A 19,853-nucleotide genomic window follows, 5' to 3' on the forward strand; every position below is an offset into this window, starting at 1 on the left:
CGCGGATGAATTACAATTTTGCGGATATTCGGTTGGAGAGCGTGCCGATGGGACGAGACCTCCTGATCATGATCACTGGAGGGGAGGCCCATATCGGCGCGGCTTCCACCGCCTATCCGGCCGCCGGAGGGGCCGAGGTACAGACTTCGGCCGTCCCGGGCCACAAAGAGCACGTCCTGACGGAAAGCCTTGCCAAGCGCGCTGCAGCCGAGTTATCGCGTACGGTAACCCTTGTGATGGGCATTCATTATGACGGGCTGACCCGCGAGGAAATCGGACGAATCACTCAGCGAACGGAAGAATTGATGGATGAGTTTATAAGTAGCGCGCGACACCATAAGGAAGGGGGCATTAATCCATGTCAGCATTAAGCGAGAGAGAAGATAAGTTCCGGCGCCGGGCGATCTCGGTTCAAGAGGGGCAGGAGAAGGTTTTGGCTTTCGCCAAGACCGCGGAAACCGAGTGGGTGCCGTTGCCCGACGCGCAGGGCCGGGTACTCGCCGAAGATATTTCTGCTCCGCATCCTTATCCGCACTTTCGCAGGTCGGGAATGGACGGCTTTGCGATCCGCAGCGGGGATACGGTTGGCTGCACCTCGGAGAGGCCCGTGTATCTGGAAGTGGTCGATGAAATCCCTTGCGGAAGTCTCCCCTCCGTATCGCTCGTGCCCGGGACGGCGGCCCGGATTATGACCGGGGCAAAAGTGCCGGATGAGGCCGACGCCGTCGTCATGTTTGAAATGACGGAGTCCGGGGCCGACCAAGGGAAGGACTTTATCATGCTGAAACGGGAAATCGCGCCGGGAAGCAATGTCACCCCGGTGGGGCTGGAGCTGGCGGCCGGGGATCTGATTCTTGCGCGGGGACGGCGCATTTCGGCGGGGGAGATTTCGGTGCTGGCCACCTTTGGGGTGTACCGCGTCCCGGTGGCAAAGCGTCCGCGCGTAGCGATCTTCTCCACGGGCTCGGAGCTGCTCGGGATCGACGAACCGCTGCAGGACGGCCGAATCCGCAACAGCAATACGTATATGCTGGCGACCCAGGTCCGGGAAGCAGGCGGAGAGCCGCATATCCTGGAAGCGATCGCCGATGATTTGGCGACGGCCCGGCGGAAAGTACAGGAGGCGTTCGCCTTATACGATCTTGTAATCACGACCGGCGGGGTTTCGGTCGGCGATTTTGACATTATGGCCGACTTGGTCCGGGGCGATGACGTTGAAATGCTGTTCAATAAGGTGATGATGCGTCCGGGAAGTGTGACGACCGCCGCAATTAAGGAAGGCAAGCATTTGTTCGCCTTGTCGGGCAACCCGGGGGCCTGTTTCGTCGGCTTCGAGCTGTTCGTTCGGCCCGTCATCGGCCGGATGCTCGGCACCGACCAGCCGTTTCTTCCCGAATGGGAGGCGGAATTGGGACGGGACTACACGAAGGTCAACAACTTTACCCGTTTTGTGCGGGGACGGCTCGAAGTCCGGGACGGGCGTCTGTTCGCTTATCCCGCTGCGCTGGATGAATCCAGCGTGATGATCACGATCAAAGACAGTGATTGCTTGATCGTCATTCCCCCGTCCAGCAGAGGCGTTCAGGCCGGAGAAACGGTTAGCGTGCTGCGTCTGCCGGGGGCGCGATGATCCCCGTCCTCCAGGTCGCCGGTTACAAAAACAGCGGAAAGACCACGCTGATCAGCCGGCTGCTGCCGCTGCTGCGGGAGAAGGGGATTCGCGCGGCGGTCATCAAACATGATGTTCACGGTTTTGAAGGCGATATGCCGGGCACCGACACCCATGCCTTTCGCACCTCCGGTGCGGAGGCAACCGCGATCACGTCCCCCTGGCGGACCGCCGTCGTCGAGGAGAGGGAGACTCCGCTGATCGCGTTGATCGAGCGGTTCCATCATTATGATCTGATCGTAATCGAGGGTTTTAAACGCGAGCCGTACCCCAAGCTGCTGCTCGTTCGCGATATAGAGGAGGACCTCGGTCTGCTGGATTCGCTCACCCAAGTGATCGGCGTCGTTTTTCGTACGGCCGAGAGTCGATCCCGCGGTCTTGCGGGGGAACCGGACAGCATCGTGATGACTCGCATTCGCCGGAAATACGATATACCGGTGTTTCATGCTGAGAACATAGAGGAGATAGCCCGGTTTATCGAAACCTACGAGGGAAATCCCGCGGAATAACAAAAGGTGGGCCAAGAGCATTCTTGGACCACCTTTTGTTGCATCGGCGCCGTTCTTCACGAACCGGTAGAGGCCTCGTTGCGGCGTTCGATCGCTTCGGACATCGTTTTGTCGGTCAGATGGGCGTAAACCTCGGTCGTCTCCGTTGAAGCATGCCCGAGCTGTTCTTTTGTTTTGTAAATGTCGTTCTGCAGATAATAGTCCGTGGCAAAAGAATGGCGCAGCTTGTGAACCGTCAAATAAGGCTTGCCGAATCGCTTGGCGTATTTGATGATCATCGCTTGTATCGCCCGCTTCGTCATCCGCTTGCCTTCTTTCTGCCCGTTCGGGATCGTGACGAAGAGGGCATTTTCCCGTTTCGGCGTCTTGTACCGGGTTTGCCGGAGCGTCAGATAGTGAGTCAGATCGTCCTTGGACTGCTCGCGGAAATAGACGGGAGTTTTGAATGTTTCGTCGTTGTTCCCTTTACGGTATACGTAAAGCAGCTTGTTCGCAAGATCGAGATCGTCGAGGTTCAGGTTGACCACCTCCGAAACCCGCAGTCCCGAATTAAGGATCAGACTGGCGATGCAAGCGTCGCGTTCCTTGTTCTGCTCGTAGCTGTGCAGCGCCTGCTTATTGTTTTGAATGTCCGCTCCGTATCCTTCCGCGATATAGCCGATGAACTCCAGCAGCTCGTCTTCCTCCAGAATTTTCCCCTTTAACTTGGCGGCGGTGTCCTTGGGTTTGTGAATTCGTTTGATTTCCACCTTCGCCATGATATTTCGCTTCAGCAGGGGATAGAAGTTCTCATCCTCGGCGATTTGGCTCAAGTAATGGAACAGCGAACGGAGGGAAGACATCTTCCGGGAAACGGTGATCCTGGCGTTGGTCCCTTCGGTCCGGGTCGTCAGGTGAATCCGGTAGCCGACAATGCTCTCCATCCTCAGGCGTTCCAGCTCCAACAGCGTAACTTCCGCGTTGCTGCCCGCTTCCGAAAGCCCCTCGGCCCGGAGCCAATTGAAGAACTGCTCGTAATCGCGAACATATTCCAGAAGGGTAGAGGGGGAGAGGTCCGGCAGCTTGTAGTCGATAAATTGTTGAACGAACCAGGGCATGTGCACGACCCGTTCGTCGAGTTTTTTCCGATCGATCGTTTTTTGAATCATCATGTTACACCTCCATGAAACCGTTCATCCGTCCGGCAGCTCATCATCCGTTTTGAATCAGAAATATGTAATCGGGGACTCCGCTTTGCTGCGGCACCTCAAAAGTTTGGACATTCCCGTAAAAACGCTCCAGCCGGACGACGAACTCCGGAGAAGGCGTAGCGCTCCAAAATGTCAGACATCCCCCCGGTTTGAGCCGGCTCCGAAGCCGGGCCAACCCGGTATCATCGTATAACGTTCCGTTAGCGTCAAAAACTTTCCAATCCGGACCATTGTCGATATCCAGACAGATCAGATCGAATGTTTCATCCGTTTGGAAGAGCCATTTGACCAAATCGTCGTGAATCAGTTTTGTTTTCGGGTGGGACAGGGCATGGCCGGACACCGGGGCGAGAACGGAACGGTTCCACTCAATGACCTTCTGTTCAATTTCCACAACGGTCACCGTCCGAACGCGCTCATGCTTCAAGGCCTCCTGCAGGGAAAATCCCACGCCCAAGCCGCCGATGAGAACGGACTCGCAGGATTCGGCATGGTTCAGGGCGCTTCGAACCAATAGCCTTTCCGACTCTCCGTTGTACGTGGCCATCAGGAAGGTTCCATTGCTGATCACCTCGAAATGCTTTCCCCGCCGCTGAAGCTGGATCTCCCCGCACAGCGTTTCGGCCCGTTCGATGACCTCGACAGGAACATCATAGTCGTTCATGAAAACACCTCCGTCAACCGATATTTCCGCATGATTCATTCAACTCGAATATAGAGGACAACAGCGAGGTTGTCAAATAAATGCAATTATTATTAAAATTACAACATATGAAAAATTCACAATAGAAACCAACAAACACGTCCCCTGCCACAAACCTCAAAATTCACCATTCGTCTCTCCCTATACCCAAAATTCAAGGAAAAAGGGAAAATCAGTCAAACGTCCGATTCAGCCTGGCAAGAAGTCGGCCGAATATCTCTTTCTCTTCCTCAGACCAATCCCGGATCAGACGGCCGATGCGTTCGGTGCGGGACTTTTTGGAGGCGGCCAGTTCCTGTTTGCCCAATTCGGAGATTTGCAGAGAATAAGCGCGCCCGTCCGCCGGGTCGGGAATCCGGATAACGTACCCTTTTTTCTCCAAAGCCGCGGTTTGCCTGCTTACGGTGGAGACGTCCAGCCGGAACTCGTCGGCGAGGGCCTTGACGCCGGCGGCGCCGTTGGCATGAATTTGATGAAGCAGCAAATAAGCGGATCGGTCCAAATTTCCGTGTTTCCGGTTCGTTATTCGCCGATACAAGATGGCAAGCTCAACCTCGATGGTTTCTAAAGCTTGTTCGATCATGATAAATACCCCAATTCACTTAAATTTTTAAAAATATTGACACTAGTTCATGTAGTTGTATAATACAATAATGTACTTTCATTATACAACTAAATAATTCGGAACGAAAATTAGGATTCATTTCGTTCATTAAGTAAGGAGAGAAAAGCATGACAAATCAAGTATACACGGAACCGAATCCGGGATCGAGTTCACTCCGTGAGAAGAACGGAATTTTGAATCAACCGCGTGCCGTATGGGCCGTGTTTTTTGCCGGAATCATCGCCTTCATGGGAATCGGGCTGGTGGATCCGATATTGCCTGCGATCGCGGAAAACCTGCACGCGTCTCAGAGTCAGGTCACGCTGCTGTTTACAAGCTATAACGCCGTCATGGCGGTTGCGATGCTGATTACGGGGACGCTTTCTTCCAGGCTCGGCATGAAGCGGACGCTCCTCGCCGGCATTATCGTGATCGCGATATTCGCCGCACTCGGCGGCTTGTCCGATCAAATCTGGACCATTATCGGTCTTAGAGGCGGATGGGGGCTGGGTAACGCCCTGTTCGTAGCCACGGCGCTTTCGGCCATCGTGTCCTTGTCCAAAACCGGGACGACACAGGCGGTCATCTTATATGAAGCAGCCGTGGGTCTGGGTATTTCCGTCGGTCCGCTGCTCGGCGGATGGCTGGGCGCCATCACTTGGAGAGGTCCTTTTTTGGGCGTAGCTTCATTGATGATCATCGCCTTTATCGGCCTGGTTACGCTAATGCCCAAATCGGAAACGGCCCCCAAAGGAACATCCCGAACCTCGCCTTTGGAGCCGTTTCGCGCCTTAAAACACCGTTCGTTGGTCATATTCGGCCTCACCGCCTGCTTATATAATTTCGGATTCTTTACACTGATGGCCTACGCTCCATTTGTAATGGGACTGGACGAGCACGGGTTGGGTTACGTATTTCTGGGCTGGGGTGTTCTTTTGGCTTTCACTTCCGTATTCATGGCTCCACGGCTGCAGCGCAGATTCGGAACCGTCCGCTCGATGGGACTTATGCTGTTCCTGTTTGCGCTAACCCTGCTGGCCATGGGGATTTGGACCGAAACCCGATGGGTTGTCATCGCCTGCGTGATCTTTGCCGGAGCCCTGCTCGGGAACAACAACACCTTGATTACCGCGGGAGTGATGAACGCTTCGCCGGTGGAGAGATCGACGGCCTCTGCCGCCTATAGTTTTTTGCGTTTTCTTGGCGGCGCGATCGCCCCGTTCTTGGCGGGTAAGCTGGCCGAATGGTATAACCCGCATATTCCTTTTATAGTGGGAGCCGGATTCGTACTGCTCTCCGTCATTTTAATTCTTGCCAATCGCCGTCATGTAAGCCATGTGGATGAGGTTGGAGCCGAACACTGATAACCCCGGCTAATAACGAATCCAAAAAAAGATTTGACTAATTTTTAAATATTGGCATATAATAACACCAAGTTTCAGATTGAAAGGCAATGAAAAGGAGCAGGCCATACGGGCTCTTATGTCCAGAGAACGGCGAACATGCTGAAATCGCCGTCTTAATCCCGAGTGCCGACTCGCCTTGGAGCCGTTGTCCCGAACATCATTCATAAGGACAACCGGGATTAGCACCCGTTAACATGCTCGCCAAGCGATCAAGATAACGTTTGGCGTCGAGACTGTGCTTTCGCTTCAACCGGATGCACGGTGAATTTGGGTGGTACCACGGAAGAACAACCCCTTTCGTCCCATTGTACGTTGATACGTACGGGATGAAAGGGGTTTTTTAGTTTTATATGAACAATGGCTGTGAAAAGGAGCAAGGTCTTACGGGCGCTTATGTCCAGAGAGCGGCGAGCATGCTGAAATCGCCGCCTTAATCCCGTGACCGACTCGCCTTGGAGCCGTGTTTTTCGAATCAGACCGCGGTGGTTGGAACGATCCGACAGTTCGTTTGCCTCCCGCGCGCTGCCTAGGGAACGCCGGTTTGTACCCGTTATCGTACAAGGAAGCGCCGGCGTTTTGAACTCCTGCGTTTTCCGCTGAGGCCTACGGTGGGGACACCGGAGGCAAAATCAGGGTGGTACCGTGAAAATGAACCTTTTTTCGCCCCTGCTAAGCCATATCGGCTTGGCGGGGAACGAAGGAGGTTTTTTTTAATTTTATGAAAAGGTGGGAAAAGAGCATGAGGAAAATTTATGTATTTGACACAACGCTGCGGGACGGGGAGCAATCTCCGGGAGTCAGCCTGACGACGGAAGAGAAGGTGGAGATCGCCCTTCAACTGGAGCGGCTCGGTATCGACCGGATCGAGGCGGGATTTGCCGCTACATCGCCCGGCGATCTGCAGAGCATCCGGGAAGTCGCGAAGCGGGTGAAGCGCGCGACGCTGCTCAGTTTGGCACGCTGCCACATGAAGGATATCGATGCGGCCGTGGAGGCGTTGAAAGAAGCGGAGGATCCTTGCCTGCATCTGGTTCTCGCCACTTCGCCGATTCACCGGGAGTACAAACTCCGGATGAGTCAGGACAAAGTATTGGAGACGGCGGAGGCCGCGATCCGATACGGCCGGAAATTTTTCGACAAGGTGGAGTTCTCCGCCGAGGATGCCAGCCGAACCGAAATCGAGTTTCTGTGCAAGGTAACGGCAACGGCGATTTCCGCCGGAGCGACGGTCGTCAACCTGCCGGACACGGTCGGGTTCGCGACTCCGGATCAATTCGGAGCCATGTTCAGGACCATCAAATCGACCGTTCCGGGAATAGAGAAAATACAGCTCAGCACGCACTGCCATGACGATTTGGGCATGGCTACCGCTAACACGCTCGCGGCGATAGCTAATGGGATCGACCAATTTGAGGGGACGATAAACGGGATCGGGGAGAGAGCCGGAAATACTTGCCTGGAGGAAGTGATTATGGCGCTCGAGACACGCAGCGATTTTTACGGGGCCCAAACCGGCATCGTACTGAGCGAGATTTACAATACGAGCCGGCTGGTCAGCAAATATACCGGAATGAGCGTTCCCGGAAATAAAGCGATCGTGGGAGCCAACGCTTTCGCCCATGAATCGGGCATCCATCAGGATGGGATGCTCAAGCACCGCGGCACATACGAAATCATCTCGCCCGAAACGATCGGGGCCAGCTCCAGCAAACTGGTGCTCGGCAAGCACTCGGGACGGCACGCGTTTAAGGAAAAACTGGCGGATCTCGGCTATTCCCCGAATGAGGAACAGTTGAACATCGCTTTCGCCAAGTTCAAAGCATTGGCCGACCGAAAGAAGCACATTCTGTCCGAGGATATCCGCGCGCTTATGGATGAGAATATCGCGAACGAAACGAAGCTTTTTTCCCTGGAAAGTCTTCAGGTCATTTACGGGAACCGCTCGCTGCCGACCGCGTCGGTCCGTGTTCTGAAACAGGACGGAACTTTCGCCGACGAGGCCGCCGTTGGCAACGGATCGGTGGACGCCGTATATCGCGCCCTGGCCAAAGCTACGGGGTGGGAAGCGGAACTGGAAGACTACCGGATCCAATCCGTCACACCGGGGACGGATGCGCAGGCCGAAGTGCATGTCGTAATCAAGGCGGCAGGGGAAACTTTCTCCGGCCGGGGGATCAGTACGGATATTGTGGAAGCCAGCGCCAAAGCCTACCTTGAAGCGATCAACCGCATGGCGGGGCGGAAGCTTGCGAAGCAAGAACCGGGGCAAGAGCGGGACGGAAATATCGTGATCTACTAATCCGCGCAGTACCCAAAGCCAAACAAAAATCCCCCGGGACAGCGGCATCTGTCTGCGGGGGATTTTATTTTGCTTCCGAATTACAGCATTACAGCTCCAGCTTGGAGATTTCCGATTTCAGCTTGTTGGCGGAAGCCTGGAATTTCTCGAGCTCTTGCCCGGTCAATTTGAGATCCAACACTTCCCGTACGCCGGTGCGGTCGACGATGCTCGGTACGCCGAGATAAACATCGGATACCCCGTTGTAATCTTGAAGCAGCGTAGAAACATTGAGGACGGAGCCTTCGTTTTGCAGAATGGAAACGATAATCCGGTCCAGGGCCAGAGCGATGGCGTAAGATGTCGCCCCCTTGGCGTTGATGATCTCATAAGCGGCGTTTTTGGTGCTGTTAAAAATTTCTTCTCGATCCTCATCGGAGAATTCCAGATCGATCCCGGCCACATTGGCCAGACTCCACAACGGAACTTCGGAATCGCCGTGCTCGCCCACGATATGCGCGTGGATGCTGCGCGGGTTGATTCCTTTATTCTGTCCGATCAAATAACGGAAACGGGCGCTGTCAAGCAGAGTCCCGGACCCGATGACGCGATTGGAAGGGAATCCGCTCTTTTTCAAGGATACATAAGACAAAATGTCCACCGGGTTCGTGGCCACCAAAATAATCCCGTGATCGTTGTATTTAACGATGTTCTGAATGATCGTGTCAAAGATTCCCGCATTTCTTTTGAGGAGATCGATCCGCGTTTCACCCGGGCGTTGCGAAGCTCCGGCGGCAATCACAATCACATCGGCATCCGCGCAATCGCTATAGTCGCCGGCCCAGAGCTTAACCCCTCCGGTGAACGGAAGCCCGTGATTCATGTCCAGCGCTTCACCCAGCGCCTTATCTTTATTTGCGTCGATCAGGACGAGTTCGGAAACTCTTTCGCGAAGCAAAAGAGTGTAGGCGGTTGTAGCGCCAACCGCGCCTGTCCCAATAATTACCACCCTACTGGAACGAAGTTGAGTTTTCATTGATTCATCTCCCTAAAATCATATTGTCCAAGCTTTAGATTGTGTAGAACACGTCTGCCTTAATCAGCAGGTCCGGAGGGCCAGCACCGAGAAATCCGCACTAACCGAACGGATATGTAATTATTACTCCCTACATTGTACATGAATCAGTGAAAATTTAAAGTAAAACATGGAAATTAAAAATTCTTACCTTTTTTATGGCATTGTAACGGGGGATTAACCAGGATGTAACCATATTGTAAGGACATGGCCTCTCTATTTATATTATTCTATTAATAACAATGAAAGAGAGGCTTTGGTGAGAGAGAAATGTCCTACTTAGAGAGAATGGAAGAAGAAGCAGCAAGACAGACCAGATCATCCAAACACGCAAAAGATCCTAAAAAGAAATTAAGAACATTGATCATAACGGCTTTGATCCTGACATCCACATCGCTTGTTTTTTGCGCGTATGCGACGGGTTCCGTCCTTCATAAATCCAAATCCTCCGGAGCTGTTGCGGTAACGGCTCCCAAGTATTTGGATGGCCATACTACGGATAGGGGGCAAGCACAGCCCGTTGAGGAAACGGCGGAGGAAGCTGGAGAAACGCAAGGCAATGACCCGGGCTTAGATCCGGGCACAGGGAAACAGGCGGATCCGGAGAAAGCTGCCGACCCGTCAATCAACGAAGGGGAGGAAGCCAAGACGAACGAACCGGCCGTTCCGTCCCAGCCCGGCAAGCCGGCCCCGAGCCAGCAGAACCAAGCCGTTCAGACCCAGATGACGACGGCCAAGAAAGTCGTTTATCTGACGTTTGACGACGGCCCCAGCAAATACACCAACCAAATCGTCGATATTTTAAATGAAAAGGGCATTCATGCCACTTTTTTTATGATCGGAAACCAGCTTTCGGGGAACGAAAAGACGGTCAAAAACGCGGCTCAGGCCGGGAATTATATCGGGATGCACAGCATGACCCATGACAAAGACACGTTGTACAAAAGCGGTAGCTCGGCTAAATTTCTCAAGGAATACAAGCGGGAGCAAGAGATGATCGAGAAGATTACGGGAACCGCCCCTTGGTTGATCCGCGCTCCGTATGGAAGCCATCCTTACATAGGGAAGTCCTTCCGCGACGATATCGCGGCCGCCCGTTTCAAAATGTGGGATTGGACGGTGGACTCCAAAGACTGGAGTTATTCCGGCAAACCGAACCGGATTATCCAGGAAGTCAAACGGCAGGTTCATCGGGACACCGAGGTTATTTTGATGCACGAGAAGGCGCAAACCGTTCAAGCGCTGCCTGAAATCATTTCCGTTTTGCAAAAGAAAGGCTATGCGTTTGCCGTTTACAAACCGGACCAGCATATCGTCGTCAACTTCTCGAAGGACAAGCGGTTATAAACCTCCCTTAAAGGTATGTTATACTTAATCTATCAGCTAAGAGTTAGGACAGTGAGGTGATTGTTTGCTCAAGTGGTGGTGCAAGCTGGCGGGATGCGTTATGGCCGCAGGTCTGTTGCTGACCGCCTGCGCTTCGGAACAACCGGCGGATCCGGTTTCCTCCCGCCATTCGCTGAATGAGGAGGAGACGGTGGAAGAAGGACAGACGTTAACGATCGTCAACCCCGAACCTTCGCCGAGTCCCCATACTTCATCACCGGCGGAGGCCGAGGCGGGACAATACCAAATACAAACGCGGCTGACCGATTTTAAATTAATGAGCGATACTTCCGGATTGGCATGGGGGTCGACGCGAAGCGAATTGCGTTTGTATACGACGAGGGATAACGGGAAAACCTGGACGAATATTTCCCCTTCTTCTTCGATTCAATTTCCGAACAATCCGCAATACGGAAAAGACTTGTTTTTCAAAGACCTGGACCATGGCTGGGTGGTCAGAGATTCGCTCGGTTCGGGGGAAGCCATTGTGCTTCGGACCACCAACGGGGGAGGGACCTGGAAGATGACCTCGCTTCCGGAAGCCGATGACGTCTCTTCGATTTATTTTGTAAACGAGTACCGGGGCTGGATCTTGACCGTCGGTGACGGGGCCGACAGCATCGAGGCCAAAGCCGTGTATACCACGTCGAACGGCGGGGCGACCTGGGAGAAAATTATGAGTACCTCGTTGCTTCCAACCGAGAGCTCCGCGGCGAACCAAACACTGCCCAAGCTGGGGAAACCCGACGGCATGATGTTTACCGATGAGAAGAACGGCTATGTTACGTTAATCGAAGAGGGAGTTCCCGCTCTTTATGTCACAGTGGACGGAGGACAACGCTGGACGAAGAGCGCCTCGTTTTTTGACGATAGCAAAATCACTGGATGTACCCGTTTTACGACAACCGCGCCCCAAGCGTTGAACGCGGCCGGAACGGCGGCCTGGGTAGCCGTAGGCTGCGGCGGAGAGGGCGGTTTGAAGTATAACGGATATTTTACGATGGATGCCGGCAAGAGCTGGAGTCTGGCTCCGTTGGGATTGCCGTGGAAGAGTGAGGAGGATGGGGAACTGTCCACCACGTTTCTGACATCCCTTGAGGGGTGGTCCCTGCAGAAATCGGCCATGATTCATACGGTGGATCAAGGGAAAACGTGGTCGCCTTTGCCGGAAAGCCGGAAACTGCGCGAGATTCTCGCGGATTACCCCGAGGTGGTCAAGCTGCAGTTCCATTCCCCCCAAACAGGGTGGCTGCTTGTAGCCAACCACGATAAAAAAAGATCCCTGCTTATGCAAACGCAGGATGGAGGAGTCAGTTGGCACGTGCTCTAGGAGCGCGTCCAACTGACTTTTTTATTTGGAAGCGGGCAGCTCCCCTAAGATGGCGGAGACGAGCTGCGTCCGATTTTGGACTTCCGCTTTGCGCATCATAGCGGTCAAGTGCTTTTTAACCGCCGCTTCACTAATATAAAGGGCTTGGGAAATTTGTTGATTCGTCAAGCCTCTGAGCAGCTTTTCGGCCACTTCCCGTTCCCTGGAGGTAAAAAGGGGAAGATCGCCCGCCGCCGACAACGCCGCCGGAGACTCAGATAGGGGAAGCGGGGTGGTCATCCACTTTTCAAAAAGTCGAAACAAGCCCTTCCCCCGGCTATCGGCCACAAGCGTTAACGCGCTCATTTCACCGCCATAGTTGGAATGGTCGGCGCCCGGTACGATCTCGAAGCCCAGATTCCGGTAAGCGTCCTGATAATAAGGGTGCGGAGGTGGAGAAACCAGGAGCCGCTCCCCCGACAGCATATATTTCAACGTAAAATGCACTAGGATCGAACGCTGATGGTCATCTTCCAGATTCTCCATATCCAAGGCGAGCAGAAAATGGCCCTTATGGCGGTCTGGCCCGGATAATTGCCGGATCTCCGCGAGTTCCTCGGGTGCCAGGCTTTCAATATAGGCACGGGAAACCGGGGAGGAGGCCAGAAGAGGGAGATGCTCCCGGTTTACCGGAACGACCGCCGCCAATCCGAACAGCTGTCCATCATGGTTTCTGAACAGCTTGACGGTATCCGGGTAACGTTCCGCCAGCTCAATCGGCCGCGCCGGAACCAATCGGAGCAGACTTTCCTCTCGGGTGAGCCGGTAGCGATACTCGTTTCCGGTCTCCGGGTCAGCACAGATAACGCGGCAGGGGCGGGCGCTTCCTTGACGTTGACGGATATAGGATTTGGCTTCCTCCAAATTGCTGTGATCCAGCTGTTCCAGCATATAATGAATCCCCTCGACATGCCTGTAATGGGCTCTCAGAACAGGATTGCCGATATACTGCATCAGTTCCTCCACATCTTCCGTTACATCTTGACCCTGTTCGAGTTTTTGCTGAAGGCGGGCGGTATAGAAACTTACCGTCGATTCGCGGAGCTGGTGGTAACGTTCAGGGGTCCGCGTTTTAACCCGGCTGCGCAGCGCTTCTCGAATCAGCCGATTGATCTGCCAGCCGCGGCTGTACTTCCGAACGAAGGAGAGCTGAATCACACGGTCGAAGATGGCGAAGGGCAGTTCCCTTCGTAAAATCGCTTCCAACCGTTCCTGGTCGAAATGACGTAAAAAAGCGGCAACCTCCAGGACATCCGTCAACTCCTTGCGATGGCTTTCTTCCAGACCGTAGTCCAACAAACAGTCCAGGAGGGGCTCAACCCGGGGAGTTCCCGCTTCCTCCGCGGAATCGAGAATCCGGTCCATCTTTCCGGACCACAGGGACAGCATTAGCGGATGGCCTTTGGTGTGCAGCCAGGCCTGATCCTCCGCCATACGGGAGTTTCCGTGTCGCTTCATATATTCGTCCGTTTCGCTGCGGCTTAATTCGCTCAGCGGCATGGACACGATCATGGAAATCCAAGCCGGCGACGTGATCCAGGACCTGAGTAAAGGATAACGGCTCCCGATAAGGATGCAAGTCCTGATATGGAGTCCGGGGATCAGCGCCGTGCGTACCCATTTGTCCAATGCGCCGGCTTCCTCGTAATGGTCCAGGACCAGGAGAAGCGGGCCGTCTGACGCGGATTCGTGCAATCCCTGTAAGACTGCTTTATCCCTGTCTCCGTTATTGTCGTCCGGCAGGGCCAACTGCTTGGAAAGTGCCCGAGAAAAGGCGCTGAATTCGGGTCCGATCTCCCGGAAGTCCACCAGAACCTGACGGAAGCCCAGCTTTTCGGCCTGTCTTTTAAATTGTCCCAGCAGCTCGGTTTTTCCGATACCCGGCGGGCCGAACAGATTCAGGATCCGTTCGTTTCGATGTTCCATTCCTTTTAAATACCGATCAAACATCTCTTGCTCGGGGACTCTACCCACGAAGCCATGTTCTTGAACCCGATGCAGGATATCGCCGATCGATTTGATCTTCTTGTGCTCTATCACGCTTTAAACCTCCGGTTCGATCCATAATTATCTAGAAGTATACTATCAAAATCCCCGAATGGATAGTTACGCGAAGGAACGCGGGTGTGATATTTTTTGTGCATCAGTCGGCGAAAGGACGAGAACAGATGAATACATGCGAAGAGTTGGAACTCGTGACAGGATCGGAAATCCTGCTGAGATCGTTGTTGAAAGAAGGGGTCGAATGCGTATTCGGTTACCCGGGCGGAGCGGTTTTATATATTTATGATGCCATGCACGGAAACGAGGAGTTTCGGCATCTGCTGACGCGCCATGAACAAGGGGCCATTCATGCGGCTGACGGTTATGCCAGAGCGACCGGAAAAACGGGGGTGTGCCTGGCGACCTCCGGCCCGGGAGCGACCAATCTGGTAACGGGAATCGCGACGGCCTATATGGACTCCGTTCCTTTGGTGGTCATTACCGGCAACGTCGCCAGCCAGTTGATCGGAACGGATGCGTTTCAGGAGGCCGATATCGTCGGGATCACCCAACCGATCACCAAACATAGTTTTTTTGTTCGCAGAGTGGAAGACTTGGCCAAAACCGTCAAAGAAGCCTTCCATATTGCGGGCACCGGGCGAAAAGGACCCGTTCTGATCGATATACCGAAAGACGTTTCGGCGGCCTTGGCTCCGTTCCGCTACCCGGAGACGGTGTCGCTGCCGGGGTACCGGCTCGTGGAACGGCCGGAGACTGCCGATGTCGACAGGCTGCTTGAAGCGCTCCGCGGTTCCCGCAAGCCGGTCATTGTCGCCGGTGCCGGCGTGATCCATGCCGAGGCCTCGGCGGAGCTGCTCGCCTTCGCCGGGCGGGCCCGCATTCCGGTGACGACCACCATGCTCGGATTGGGAGGTTTTCCGGGGGATCATCCCTTATGGCTGGGCATGCCGGGCATGCATGGGACGGTCAGCGCGAATCGCGCCTTGACGGAGTGCGATTTCCTGCTTGCGATCGGAGCCCGGTTCGACGATCGGGTCACGATGCGGCTGGATGCGTTCGCACCGGAGGCGAAAATTGCGCATATCGATATCGATGCCGCCGAAATCGATAAGTTGGTGGAAACGTTTATTTCCGTGGTGGGCGATGCGAGGGAGGTCCTGGACATGCTGAATGAACGGTTATCCGAAGAGCTTGAATCCGTGAAATACGGAGAATGGGTGGATTACCTCTCCGGATTGAAAGCACAGTACCCGCTTAGGTATCGGGAAGAGGAAGGAAAGCTGAAACCGCAGTTCGTGATTGAAATGTTATCCAGAACGACTTCGGGCGAGGCGATCGTAACCACGGACGTCGGACAGCATCAAATGTGGGCGGCCCAGTTCTTTACCTATAAGTACCCGCGCAGCTTCTTAAGCTCCGGCGGCCTGGGAACGATGGGCTTCGGGTTTCCCTCTGCGATCGGCGCTCAAATCGGCAATCCCGACCGGCTTGTCATCTCGATTAACGGGGACGGGGGAATTCAGATGTGTTCCCAGGAACTGGCCATTTGCTCGATTCATCAAATCCCGGTGAAGATCGTCGTCATTAACAATCGAACGTTGGGGATGATTCGCCAGTGGCAGGAAGTCATTTACGATAAACGCTACAGCCATATCGACCTGTCGGGAAGCCCGGACTTCGTTCTCTTGGCTCAAGCGTATGGCGTAAAAGGGTTGCGCGCGGACAATCCCGAGGACGCCGAAAGGATTTGGGAGGTGGCCCTGAAGCATCCGGGCCCGGTGCTTCTGGAATTCATCGTTGATAAAGACGAATTGGTGCTGCCTATGATCCGGCAAGGGGATACTTTACGGGATATGATTTTATGTGAATAGCGTCTTCCCATCGCTATAGCGGCATTCGCGACATTGTAATCAGCGAATGCCGGTTTTACGCGTAAATAAAGAAAATGACGATGTTCATTAATTTGTGAAAATTATCACGTGCACAATTTCGACTTTGTGATATATTTAACTTGTAAGAAGGAAACACCACCAAGGAACGCGAGTTCTTAATAAAACATTAGGAGTGGATCCTCATGAAAACCGCAAATCAAGAAACCGTAACCCGCAACTTCCTGCAATTCTGCTACACTTGCGAAGACGCTCATTTGTGCACGACAGAGGAAGCTTGCCAAGCGTGCTGGGCGGAGCAAGGATTGTGCGAACGTGATGCGCAAGCGACCGATGAAACTCAAGAACTGCTTCAACTCTATTATGCATGACACTGGCTCTTCATTCATATCCTCATTCGGATAACCTTCGATTCTTGGCCCAGGGATCGGAGGTTATTTTATTTTGTCCAAAAAAAGTAGGACAAGGAGGCATATTTTCTCCATCCCCTGAATAACAAGTTTTGATCCGGCCGGCATATATATAGGGAAGACAGGAAGGATACAGGCTTTCGCCGACGTTAGGTAGTTTGTGACAAGGAGGGGAAGTATGCAGTCTGGGGTTGAATTGTTCGGGGTGATGAATCAGGCGATTCCGGTCTTTTTGATCATCATCGTCGGGATGCTGTTGTTAACGGGGGCCAAGGGCTTCAAGCGTTATTTGTCCGACAACCGGCAGCCGGTGCTTACCGTGCACTCCATCATTGTAGGAAAACGGACCGAAGTCTCCCACAGGCATGATACGGATCTCTCGGTGAACCGTTCGGACAGCACATACTATTTGACGTTTGAAGTGGAGAGCGGAGACCGTCTGGAATTCGTCGTTAGCGGAAAAGAGTACGGTTTATGCTCGGAAGGGGATGAGGGAAAGCTCACCTTTCAAGGCAGCCGATACTTTGGTTTTGAACGCTTAAAAACCTATCGTGCCGGGCTTCAGGAATACAGGCATTATTAAGGACATGAAGAAGGAGCTGCCGTCGGCAGCTCCTTCACATTTTTAACTAGAGCGCGAGCGCTTTGGTTTCCAGCCTTTGGTTCAGCAGCATCTGAGCCGCAGCGCGTCCGCTCGAGAAGGCGCGTTCCGCGAGCTCGCCTTTGCCTTCGCATCCGTCGCCGCAAAACAGGAAAGGAACGCCAGGAAGCTTGTTGGGCAGAAGTTTGTTGCTGTAAATATTTTTGACGCTTGCGACCATCGCTTTCTTCGACACCCGTTTGACCGCCGTATGTTCCCGCCAATCCGGATAATACGTATCGAAGAGAGCCTCCATTTGCTGGGTTTTCTTTTCCAGGTATTGCTTCTTCTCCTCTTCATCCGAAAAGTCGTCGTTCAGGTAGGCGATCCCTTGCAGCAACTGGCCGCCCACGGGCACTACGGTGTAATCGGTCGCGGAAACATCGCTGATAAACACTTTGTTATCCATATCGCTGATATAGTGGAAAGGACGCGCGACCACTTTGGAGAAACCGACATCATAGACCAGGACTTCCGTGCAGGTGTTGTCCTTGTAAGGGTCGAGCTGCGTTTTCCAAGGCGTGTTCTCGAGCATTTTACATACTTGCTGTACCGGCATCGCAAAAATCACCTGATCGAATTCCAAGGCTTCGCGGCTCTTCGTATTTAAGATGAATTTTCCCTTCTCCATCACAATCGTTTCAACCGGCTCTTTGACGGCAATGTCCCATTTCTCGTTCTCCCCGATTTTATGGACAAGCTGATCAGTGATCGTCGTCCAACTGCCGAGGATATAGTTGACGGGCTTGCTGGAAAGGAACAGGTTATGGTAGTACTCGGCAATCACTTCGCCCGATACTTTGCGCGCGTCTTCGGGCGTAATAAAAAAGTTGGAGCTGACGAGATGCTCCCACAGCTCTTTCACATCGGGAGCGGAATTGGATTTGTCGAGATACTCCCCAAGCGTACGGTAATGTTTCAACTGATGAATATGGCTGATTACGGCGGCGACTTCTGCGACGAATCTGACCTTTTCCATCGGGGTAAGGACCCCGGTCTTCATAATATTGACGAAATCCAGCGGGGCGGGGGTCAGACGGCCATGTTTGGCATAAACGACCTTGCGCTTATCGACTTGTTTGCTTTGAAACTTCAGGTTCAGCTCTTCCTCCATATGCTGCAGGGTATGGCGGTCGATGCCATAGACGGCATGCGCCCCATAATTCAGGGTAAAGCCCGACTTCTCGTAAGTAAAAGCACGACCTCCGAGTTGAGGGCTGCGTTCAAAAACGGTACCTTCAATGTTCGGTTGAGCAGAAAGATACGCGGCAGCTGTCAAACCGGCCAAACCGCCGCCAATGATTGCGATTTTCATGAGAAGAACCTCCTAAAAGGTTTTGAGTTAAGGAAGAAAATCTTGTTCTTTTATCAGTATATGCTATTCATGTAAGCGCGTCCATAGAAATAGACACGGAATATTCAAAATTGCAATCGCATACACTGCCAATTCGACAAAATTCGCTTGACAGTTTTTTTATGGGCGTTTGCACCCGGATAGGCATTAGCACATAGGATATATCGTTCAGTCGAGAGGAAGGGGGAACGGGTTTTGGCAGTCATTAAAGCCAATTCGGAAGATGTGAAGCTTCTCGCCAGGTTGATGCGGGCGGAAGCCGAAGGGGAAGGCGAGCAGGGAATGCTGATGGTCGGCAATGTCGGGGTCAATCGGATTCTCGGGGGGTGCTTGGATTTTCGGGGTATCCGAAATATGCGGGACATGGTTTTTCAATCCCCCGGCGGTTATGAGGCTACGCAAAAAGGTTACTTCTATCAAGGAGCCAGGGAGCGGGAGATTCGTCTGGCCCGGCGTGTCATCAATGGCGAGCGGATTTGGCCCGCCTCCAATGCGCTGTGGTTTTTCCGGCCTGCCGGCGACTGTCCGGCAACATGGTACAACCAGCAAAATACGGGAAGGTTTAAAGCCCACTGCTTCTTTGCGCCAACCGCGGAAGATTGTCCTGACGTGTATTAAGGTTTGGGGTACCCGAGTAAGGGAATCCACCCTCGGGGATTTTCATAAACAAAGGATTCAAAAAACAAACACATAATATTTAAGGAGGAATACACGGCATGTTTAATCCAGCTTATCGGCCGGTTACTTACACAATTGGAGTAGGGGGCTCGGGACAATATCCCGCAGGAACCGGGACGGGAACGGGGACAGGAATGGGCATGGGAGGCGGGGCAGGAACCGGAACAGGAACTGGGGCGGGGACCTATCAACAACCTCCGCAGGTTCCCAGCGGCAGTCCGATGACCCCTTCGGGTACCGTGATGCCGGTGCAAATCCCTACTTACGAGCAATCCTACATCGAGAACATTTTGCGCTTGAATCTTGGAAAAATCGGTACGTTTTACATGACCTACGAGAACAACTCCGAGTGGAACGCCAAAATCTTCAAAGGCGTGCTGGAGGCCGCGGGCCGGGACCACATTATTATCAGCAATCCCAGTACGGGGCAAAGAACGCTGCTGCTCATGGTGAACCTGGATTACGCAACCTTCGATCAACCGCTGAACTACCAATATCCGGGAACACCAGGCCAGCTGCCGGCCATGCGCAGAGGGTAAATATTTTAAAAACAGGGCCTTTCCCCGAAAGGTTCTGTTTTTTTGTTGCGAAAAAAGCTGGTTTCATAGCCCGTTTATCAGTCATACACACGGGTTTGACTGTGTAGTGTATAATTATATAATTAAAAGTAATTAAGCATGTACTTTTTA

The 19,853-nt window shown here is 53.3% G+C and carries 18 protein-coding genes; 12 read left to right on the forward strand and 6 right to left on the reverse strand.

Annotated features, from left to right (window positions below):
* The first annotated feature begins 5 nt into the window (after window positions 1–5).
* Genes LBW89_RS03425 through mobB form a run of 3 tightly spaced genes read left to right on the forward strand, consistent with a single transcriptional unit; the run spans window position 6 to window position 2,178 of the window.
* Complete coding sequence (locus LBW89_RS03425) at window positions 6–371, forward strand: hypothetical protein (RefSeq protein ID WP_148452517.1); 366 nt, start codon at window positions 6–8, stop codon at window positions 369–371.
* Entirely contained in the window at window positions 359–1,630 is a 1,272-nt protein-coding gene (gene glp, locus LBW89_RS03430) for a gephyrin-like molybdotransferase Glp (RefSeq protein ID WP_225038472.1), read from the forward strand. Before LBW89_RS03425 ends, glp begins: the two co-directional genes overlap by 13 nt.
* Window positions 1,627–2,178 carry a molybdopterin-guanine dinucleotide biosynthesis protein B gene (gene mobB / locus LBW89_RS03435; RefSeq protein WP_225038473.1) on the forward strand — a complete coding sequence of 184 codons (552 nt, stop codon included), beginning with the start codon at window positions 1,627–1,629 and terminating at the stop codon, window positions 2,176–2,178. Before glp ends, mobB begins: the two co-directional genes overlap by 4 nt.
* Before the next feature lie 56 nt (window positions 2,179–2,234).
* Here mobB and xerS read toward each other — a convergent pair whose 3' ends face one another.
* From xerS to LBW89_RS03450, 3 genes are all read right to left on the reverse strand, one after another.
* On the reverse strand, window positions 2,235–3,329 hold the full coding sequence (gene xerS / locus LBW89_RS03440) for a tyrosine recombinase XerS (RefSeq protein ID WP_225038474.1): 1,095 nt from the start codon (window positions 3,327–3,329) through the stop codon (window positions 2,235–2,237).
* A gap of 40 nt (window positions 3,330–3,369) precedes the next feature.
* On the reverse strand, window positions 3,370–4,032 hold the full coding sequence (locus tag LBW89_RS03445) for a spermine/spermidine synthase (protein ID WP_225038475.1): 663 nt from the start codon (window positions 4,030–4,032) through the stop codon (window positions 3,370–3,372).
* 211 nt (window positions 4,033–4,243) lie between these two features.
* Window positions 4,244–4,654 (reverse strand): MarR family winged helix-turn-helix transcriptional regulator, encoded by a 411-nt coding sequence (locus LBW89_RS03450; protein WP_225038476.1) that lies wholly within the window; start codon window positions 4,652–4,654, stop codon window positions 4,244–4,246.
* Window positions 4,655–4,803: 149 nt separating this feature from the next.
* Here LBW89_RS03450 and LBW89_RS03455 point away from each other — a divergent pair, with 149 nt between their 5' ends.
* Window positions 4,804–6,039 carry an MFS transporter gene (locus LBW89_RS03455; RefSeq protein WP_225038477.1) on the forward strand — a complete coding sequence of 412 codons (1,236 nt, stop codon included), beginning with the start codon at window positions 4,804–4,806 and terminating at the stop codon, window positions 6,037–6,039.
* A gap of 781 nt (window positions 6,040–6,820) precedes the next feature.
* Window positions 6,821–8,380: a 2-isopropylmalate synthase gene (locus LBW89_RS03460; RefSeq protein WP_225038478.1), complete on the forward strand. Its 1,560-nt coding sequence runs from the start codon at window positions 6,821–6,823 to the stop codon at window positions 8,378–8,380.
* A gap of 88 nt (window positions 8,381–8,468) precedes the next feature.
* On the opposite strand, the gene LBW89_RS03465 is transcribed toward LBW89_RS03460, so the two are convergent.
* Window positions 8,469–9,395, reverse strand: coding sequence for an L-lactate dehydrogenase (locus LBW89_RS03465; RefSeq protein WP_148452529.1), 927 nt, complete (start codon window positions 9,393–9,395; stop codon window positions 8,469–8,471).
* Between the two features lie 399 nt (window positions 9,396–9,794).
* On the opposite strand from LBW89_RS03465, the gene LBW89_RS03470 reads away from it, so the two are divergent.
* Entirely contained in the window at window positions 9,795–10,781 is a 987-nt protein-coding gene (locus LBW89_RS03470) for a polysaccharide deacetylase family protein (RefSeq protein ID WP_225038479.1), read from the forward strand.
* A 64-nt stretch (window positions 10,782–10,845) separates the two neighbouring features.
* Window positions 10,846–12,150 carry a WD40/YVTN/BNR-like repeat-containing protein gene (locus LBW89_RS03475; protein ID WP_225038480.1) on the forward strand — a complete coding sequence of 435 codons (1,305 nt, stop codon included), beginning with the start codon at window positions 10,846–10,848 and terminating at the stop codon, window positions 12,148–12,150.
* A gap of 21 nt (window positions 12,151–12,171) precedes the next feature.
* Here LBW89_RS03475 and LBW89_RS27660 read toward each other — a convergent pair whose 3' ends face one another.
* On the reverse strand, window positions 12,172–14,229 hold the full coding sequence (locus tag LBW89_RS27660) for a LuxR family transcriptional regulator (protein WP_225038481.1): 2,058 nt from the start codon (window positions 14,227–14,229) through the stop codon (window positions 12,172–12,174).
* Between the two features lie 128 nt (window positions 14,230–14,357).
* Here LBW89_RS27660 and ilvB point away from each other — a divergent pair, with 128 nt between their 5' ends.
* The 3 genes from ilvB to LBW89_RS03495 all read left to right on the forward strand — a co-directional run bounded on the left by ilvB (window position 14,358) and on the right by LBW89_RS03495 (window position 17,075).
* Window positions 14,358–16,064, forward strand: coding sequence for a biosynthetic-type acetolactate synthase large subunit (gene ilvB, locus LBW89_RS03485; RefSeq protein ID WP_225038482.1), 1,707 nt, complete (start codon window positions 14,358–14,360; stop codon window positions 16,062–16,064).
* Between the two features lie 203 nt (window positions 16,065–16,267).
* Window positions 16,268–16,453 (forward strand): hypothetical protein, encoded by a 186-nt coding sequence (locus tag LBW89_RS03490; RefSeq protein ID WP_213503926.1) that lies wholly within the window; start codon window positions 16,268–16,270, stop codon window positions 16,451–16,453.
* 217 nt (window positions 16,454–16,670) lie between these two features.
* Window positions 16,671–17,075, forward strand: a complete 405-nt coding sequence (locus LBW89_RS03495; protein WP_225038483.1) for a DUF2500 domain-containing protein — start codon at window positions 16,671–16,673, stop codon at window positions 17,073–17,075.
* Window positions 17,076–17,121: 46 nt separating this feature from the next.
* On the opposite strand, the gene LBW89_RS03500 is transcribed toward LBW89_RS03495, so the two are convergent.
* Entirely contained in the window at window positions 17,122–18,447 is a 1,326-nt protein-coding gene (locus LBW89_RS03500) for an FAD-dependent oxidoreductase (RefSeq protein WP_225038484.1), read from the reverse strand.
* Window positions 18,448–18,681: 234 nt separating this feature from the next.
* On the opposite strand from LBW89_RS03500, the gene LBW89_RS03505 reads away from it, so the two are divergent.
* Together LBW89_RS03505 and gerQ are read left to right on the forward strand one after the other, a co-directional pair.
* Window positions 18,682–19,104 carry a cell wall hydrolase gene (locus LBW89_RS03505; protein ID WP_148452545.1) on the forward strand — a complete coding sequence of 141 codons (423 nt, stop codon included), beginning with the start codon at window positions 18,682–18,684 and terminating at the stop codon, window positions 19,102–19,104.
* Window positions 19,105–19,298: 194 nt separating this feature from the next.
* Window positions 19,299–19,703 carry a spore coat protein GerQ gene (gerQ, locus tag LBW89_RS03510; protein ID WP_373317641.1) on the forward strand — a complete coding sequence of 135 codons (405 nt, stop codon included), beginning with the start codon at window positions 19,299–19,301 and terminating at the stop codon, window positions 19,701–19,703.
* Window positions 19,704–19,853 lie beyond the last annotated feature (150 nt).

This window comes from Paenibacillus sp. alder61 (assembly GCF_020179875.1).
Classification (GTDB): Bacteria; Bacillota; Bacilli; order Paenibacillales; family Paenibacillaceae; genus Fontibacillus; species Fontibacillus faecis.

What these genes read in the sequence shown, in the direction of transcription:
- LBW89_RS03425 (WP_148452517.1), top strand. Translation starts at nt 6, where the DNA reads ATGAATTACAATTTTGCGGATATTCGGTTGGAGAGCGTGCCGATGGGA.
- glp (WP_225038472.1), top strand. Translation starts at nt 359, where the DNA reads ATGTCAGCATTAAGCGAGAGAGAAGATAAGTTCCGGCGCCGGGCGATC.
- mobB (WP_225038473.1), top strand. Translation starts at nt 1,627, where the DNA reads ATGATCCCCGTCCTCCAGGTCGCCGGTTACAAAAACAGCGGAAAGACC.
- xerS (WP_225038474.1), bottom strand. Translation starts at nt 3,329, where the DNA reads ATGATGATTCAAAAAACGATCGATCGGAAAAAACTCGACGAACGGGTC.
- LBW89_RS03445 (WP_225038475.1), bottom strand. Translation starts at nt 4,032, where the DNA reads ATGAACGACTATGATGTTCCTGTCGAGGTCATCGAACGGGCCGAAACG.
- LBW89_RS03450 (WP_225038476.1), bottom strand. Translation starts at nt 4,654, where the DNA reads ATGATCGAACAAGCTTTAGAAACCATCGAGGTTGAGCTTGCCATCTTG.
- LBW89_RS03455 (WP_225038477.1), top strand. Translation starts at nt 4,804, where the DNA reads ATGACAAATCAAGTATACACGGAACCGAATCCGGGATCGAGTTCACTC.
- LBW89_RS03460 (WP_225038478.1), top strand. Translation starts at nt 6,821, where the DNA reads ATGAGGAAAATTTATGTATTTGACACAACGCTGCGGGACGGGGAGCAA.
- LBW89_RS03465 (WP_148452529.1), bottom strand. Translation starts at nt 9,395, where the DNA reads ATGAAAACTCAACTTCGTTCCAGTAGGGTGGTAATTATTGGGACAGGC.
- ilvB (WP_225038482.1), top strand. Translation starts at nt 14,358, where the DNA reads ATGAATACATGCGAAGAGTTGGAACTCGTGACAGGATCGGAAATCCTG.
- LBW89_RS03490 (WP_213503926.1), top strand. Translation starts at nt 16,268, where the DNA reads ATGAAAACCGCAAATCAAGAAACCGTAACCCGCAACTTCCTGCAATTC.
- LBW89_RS03495 (WP_225038483.1), top strand. Translation starts at nt 16,671, where the DNA reads ATGCAGTCTGGGGTTGAATTGTTCGGGGTGATGAATCAGGCGATTCCG.
- LBW89_RS03500 (WP_225038484.1), bottom strand. Translation starts at nt 18,447, where the DNA reads ATGAAAATCGCAATCATTGGCGGCGGTTTGGCCGGTTTGACAGCTGCC.
- gerQ (WP_373317641.1), top strand. Translation starts at nt 19,299, where the DNA reads ATGGGCATGGGAGGCGGGGCAGGAACCGGAACAGGAACTGGGGCGGGG.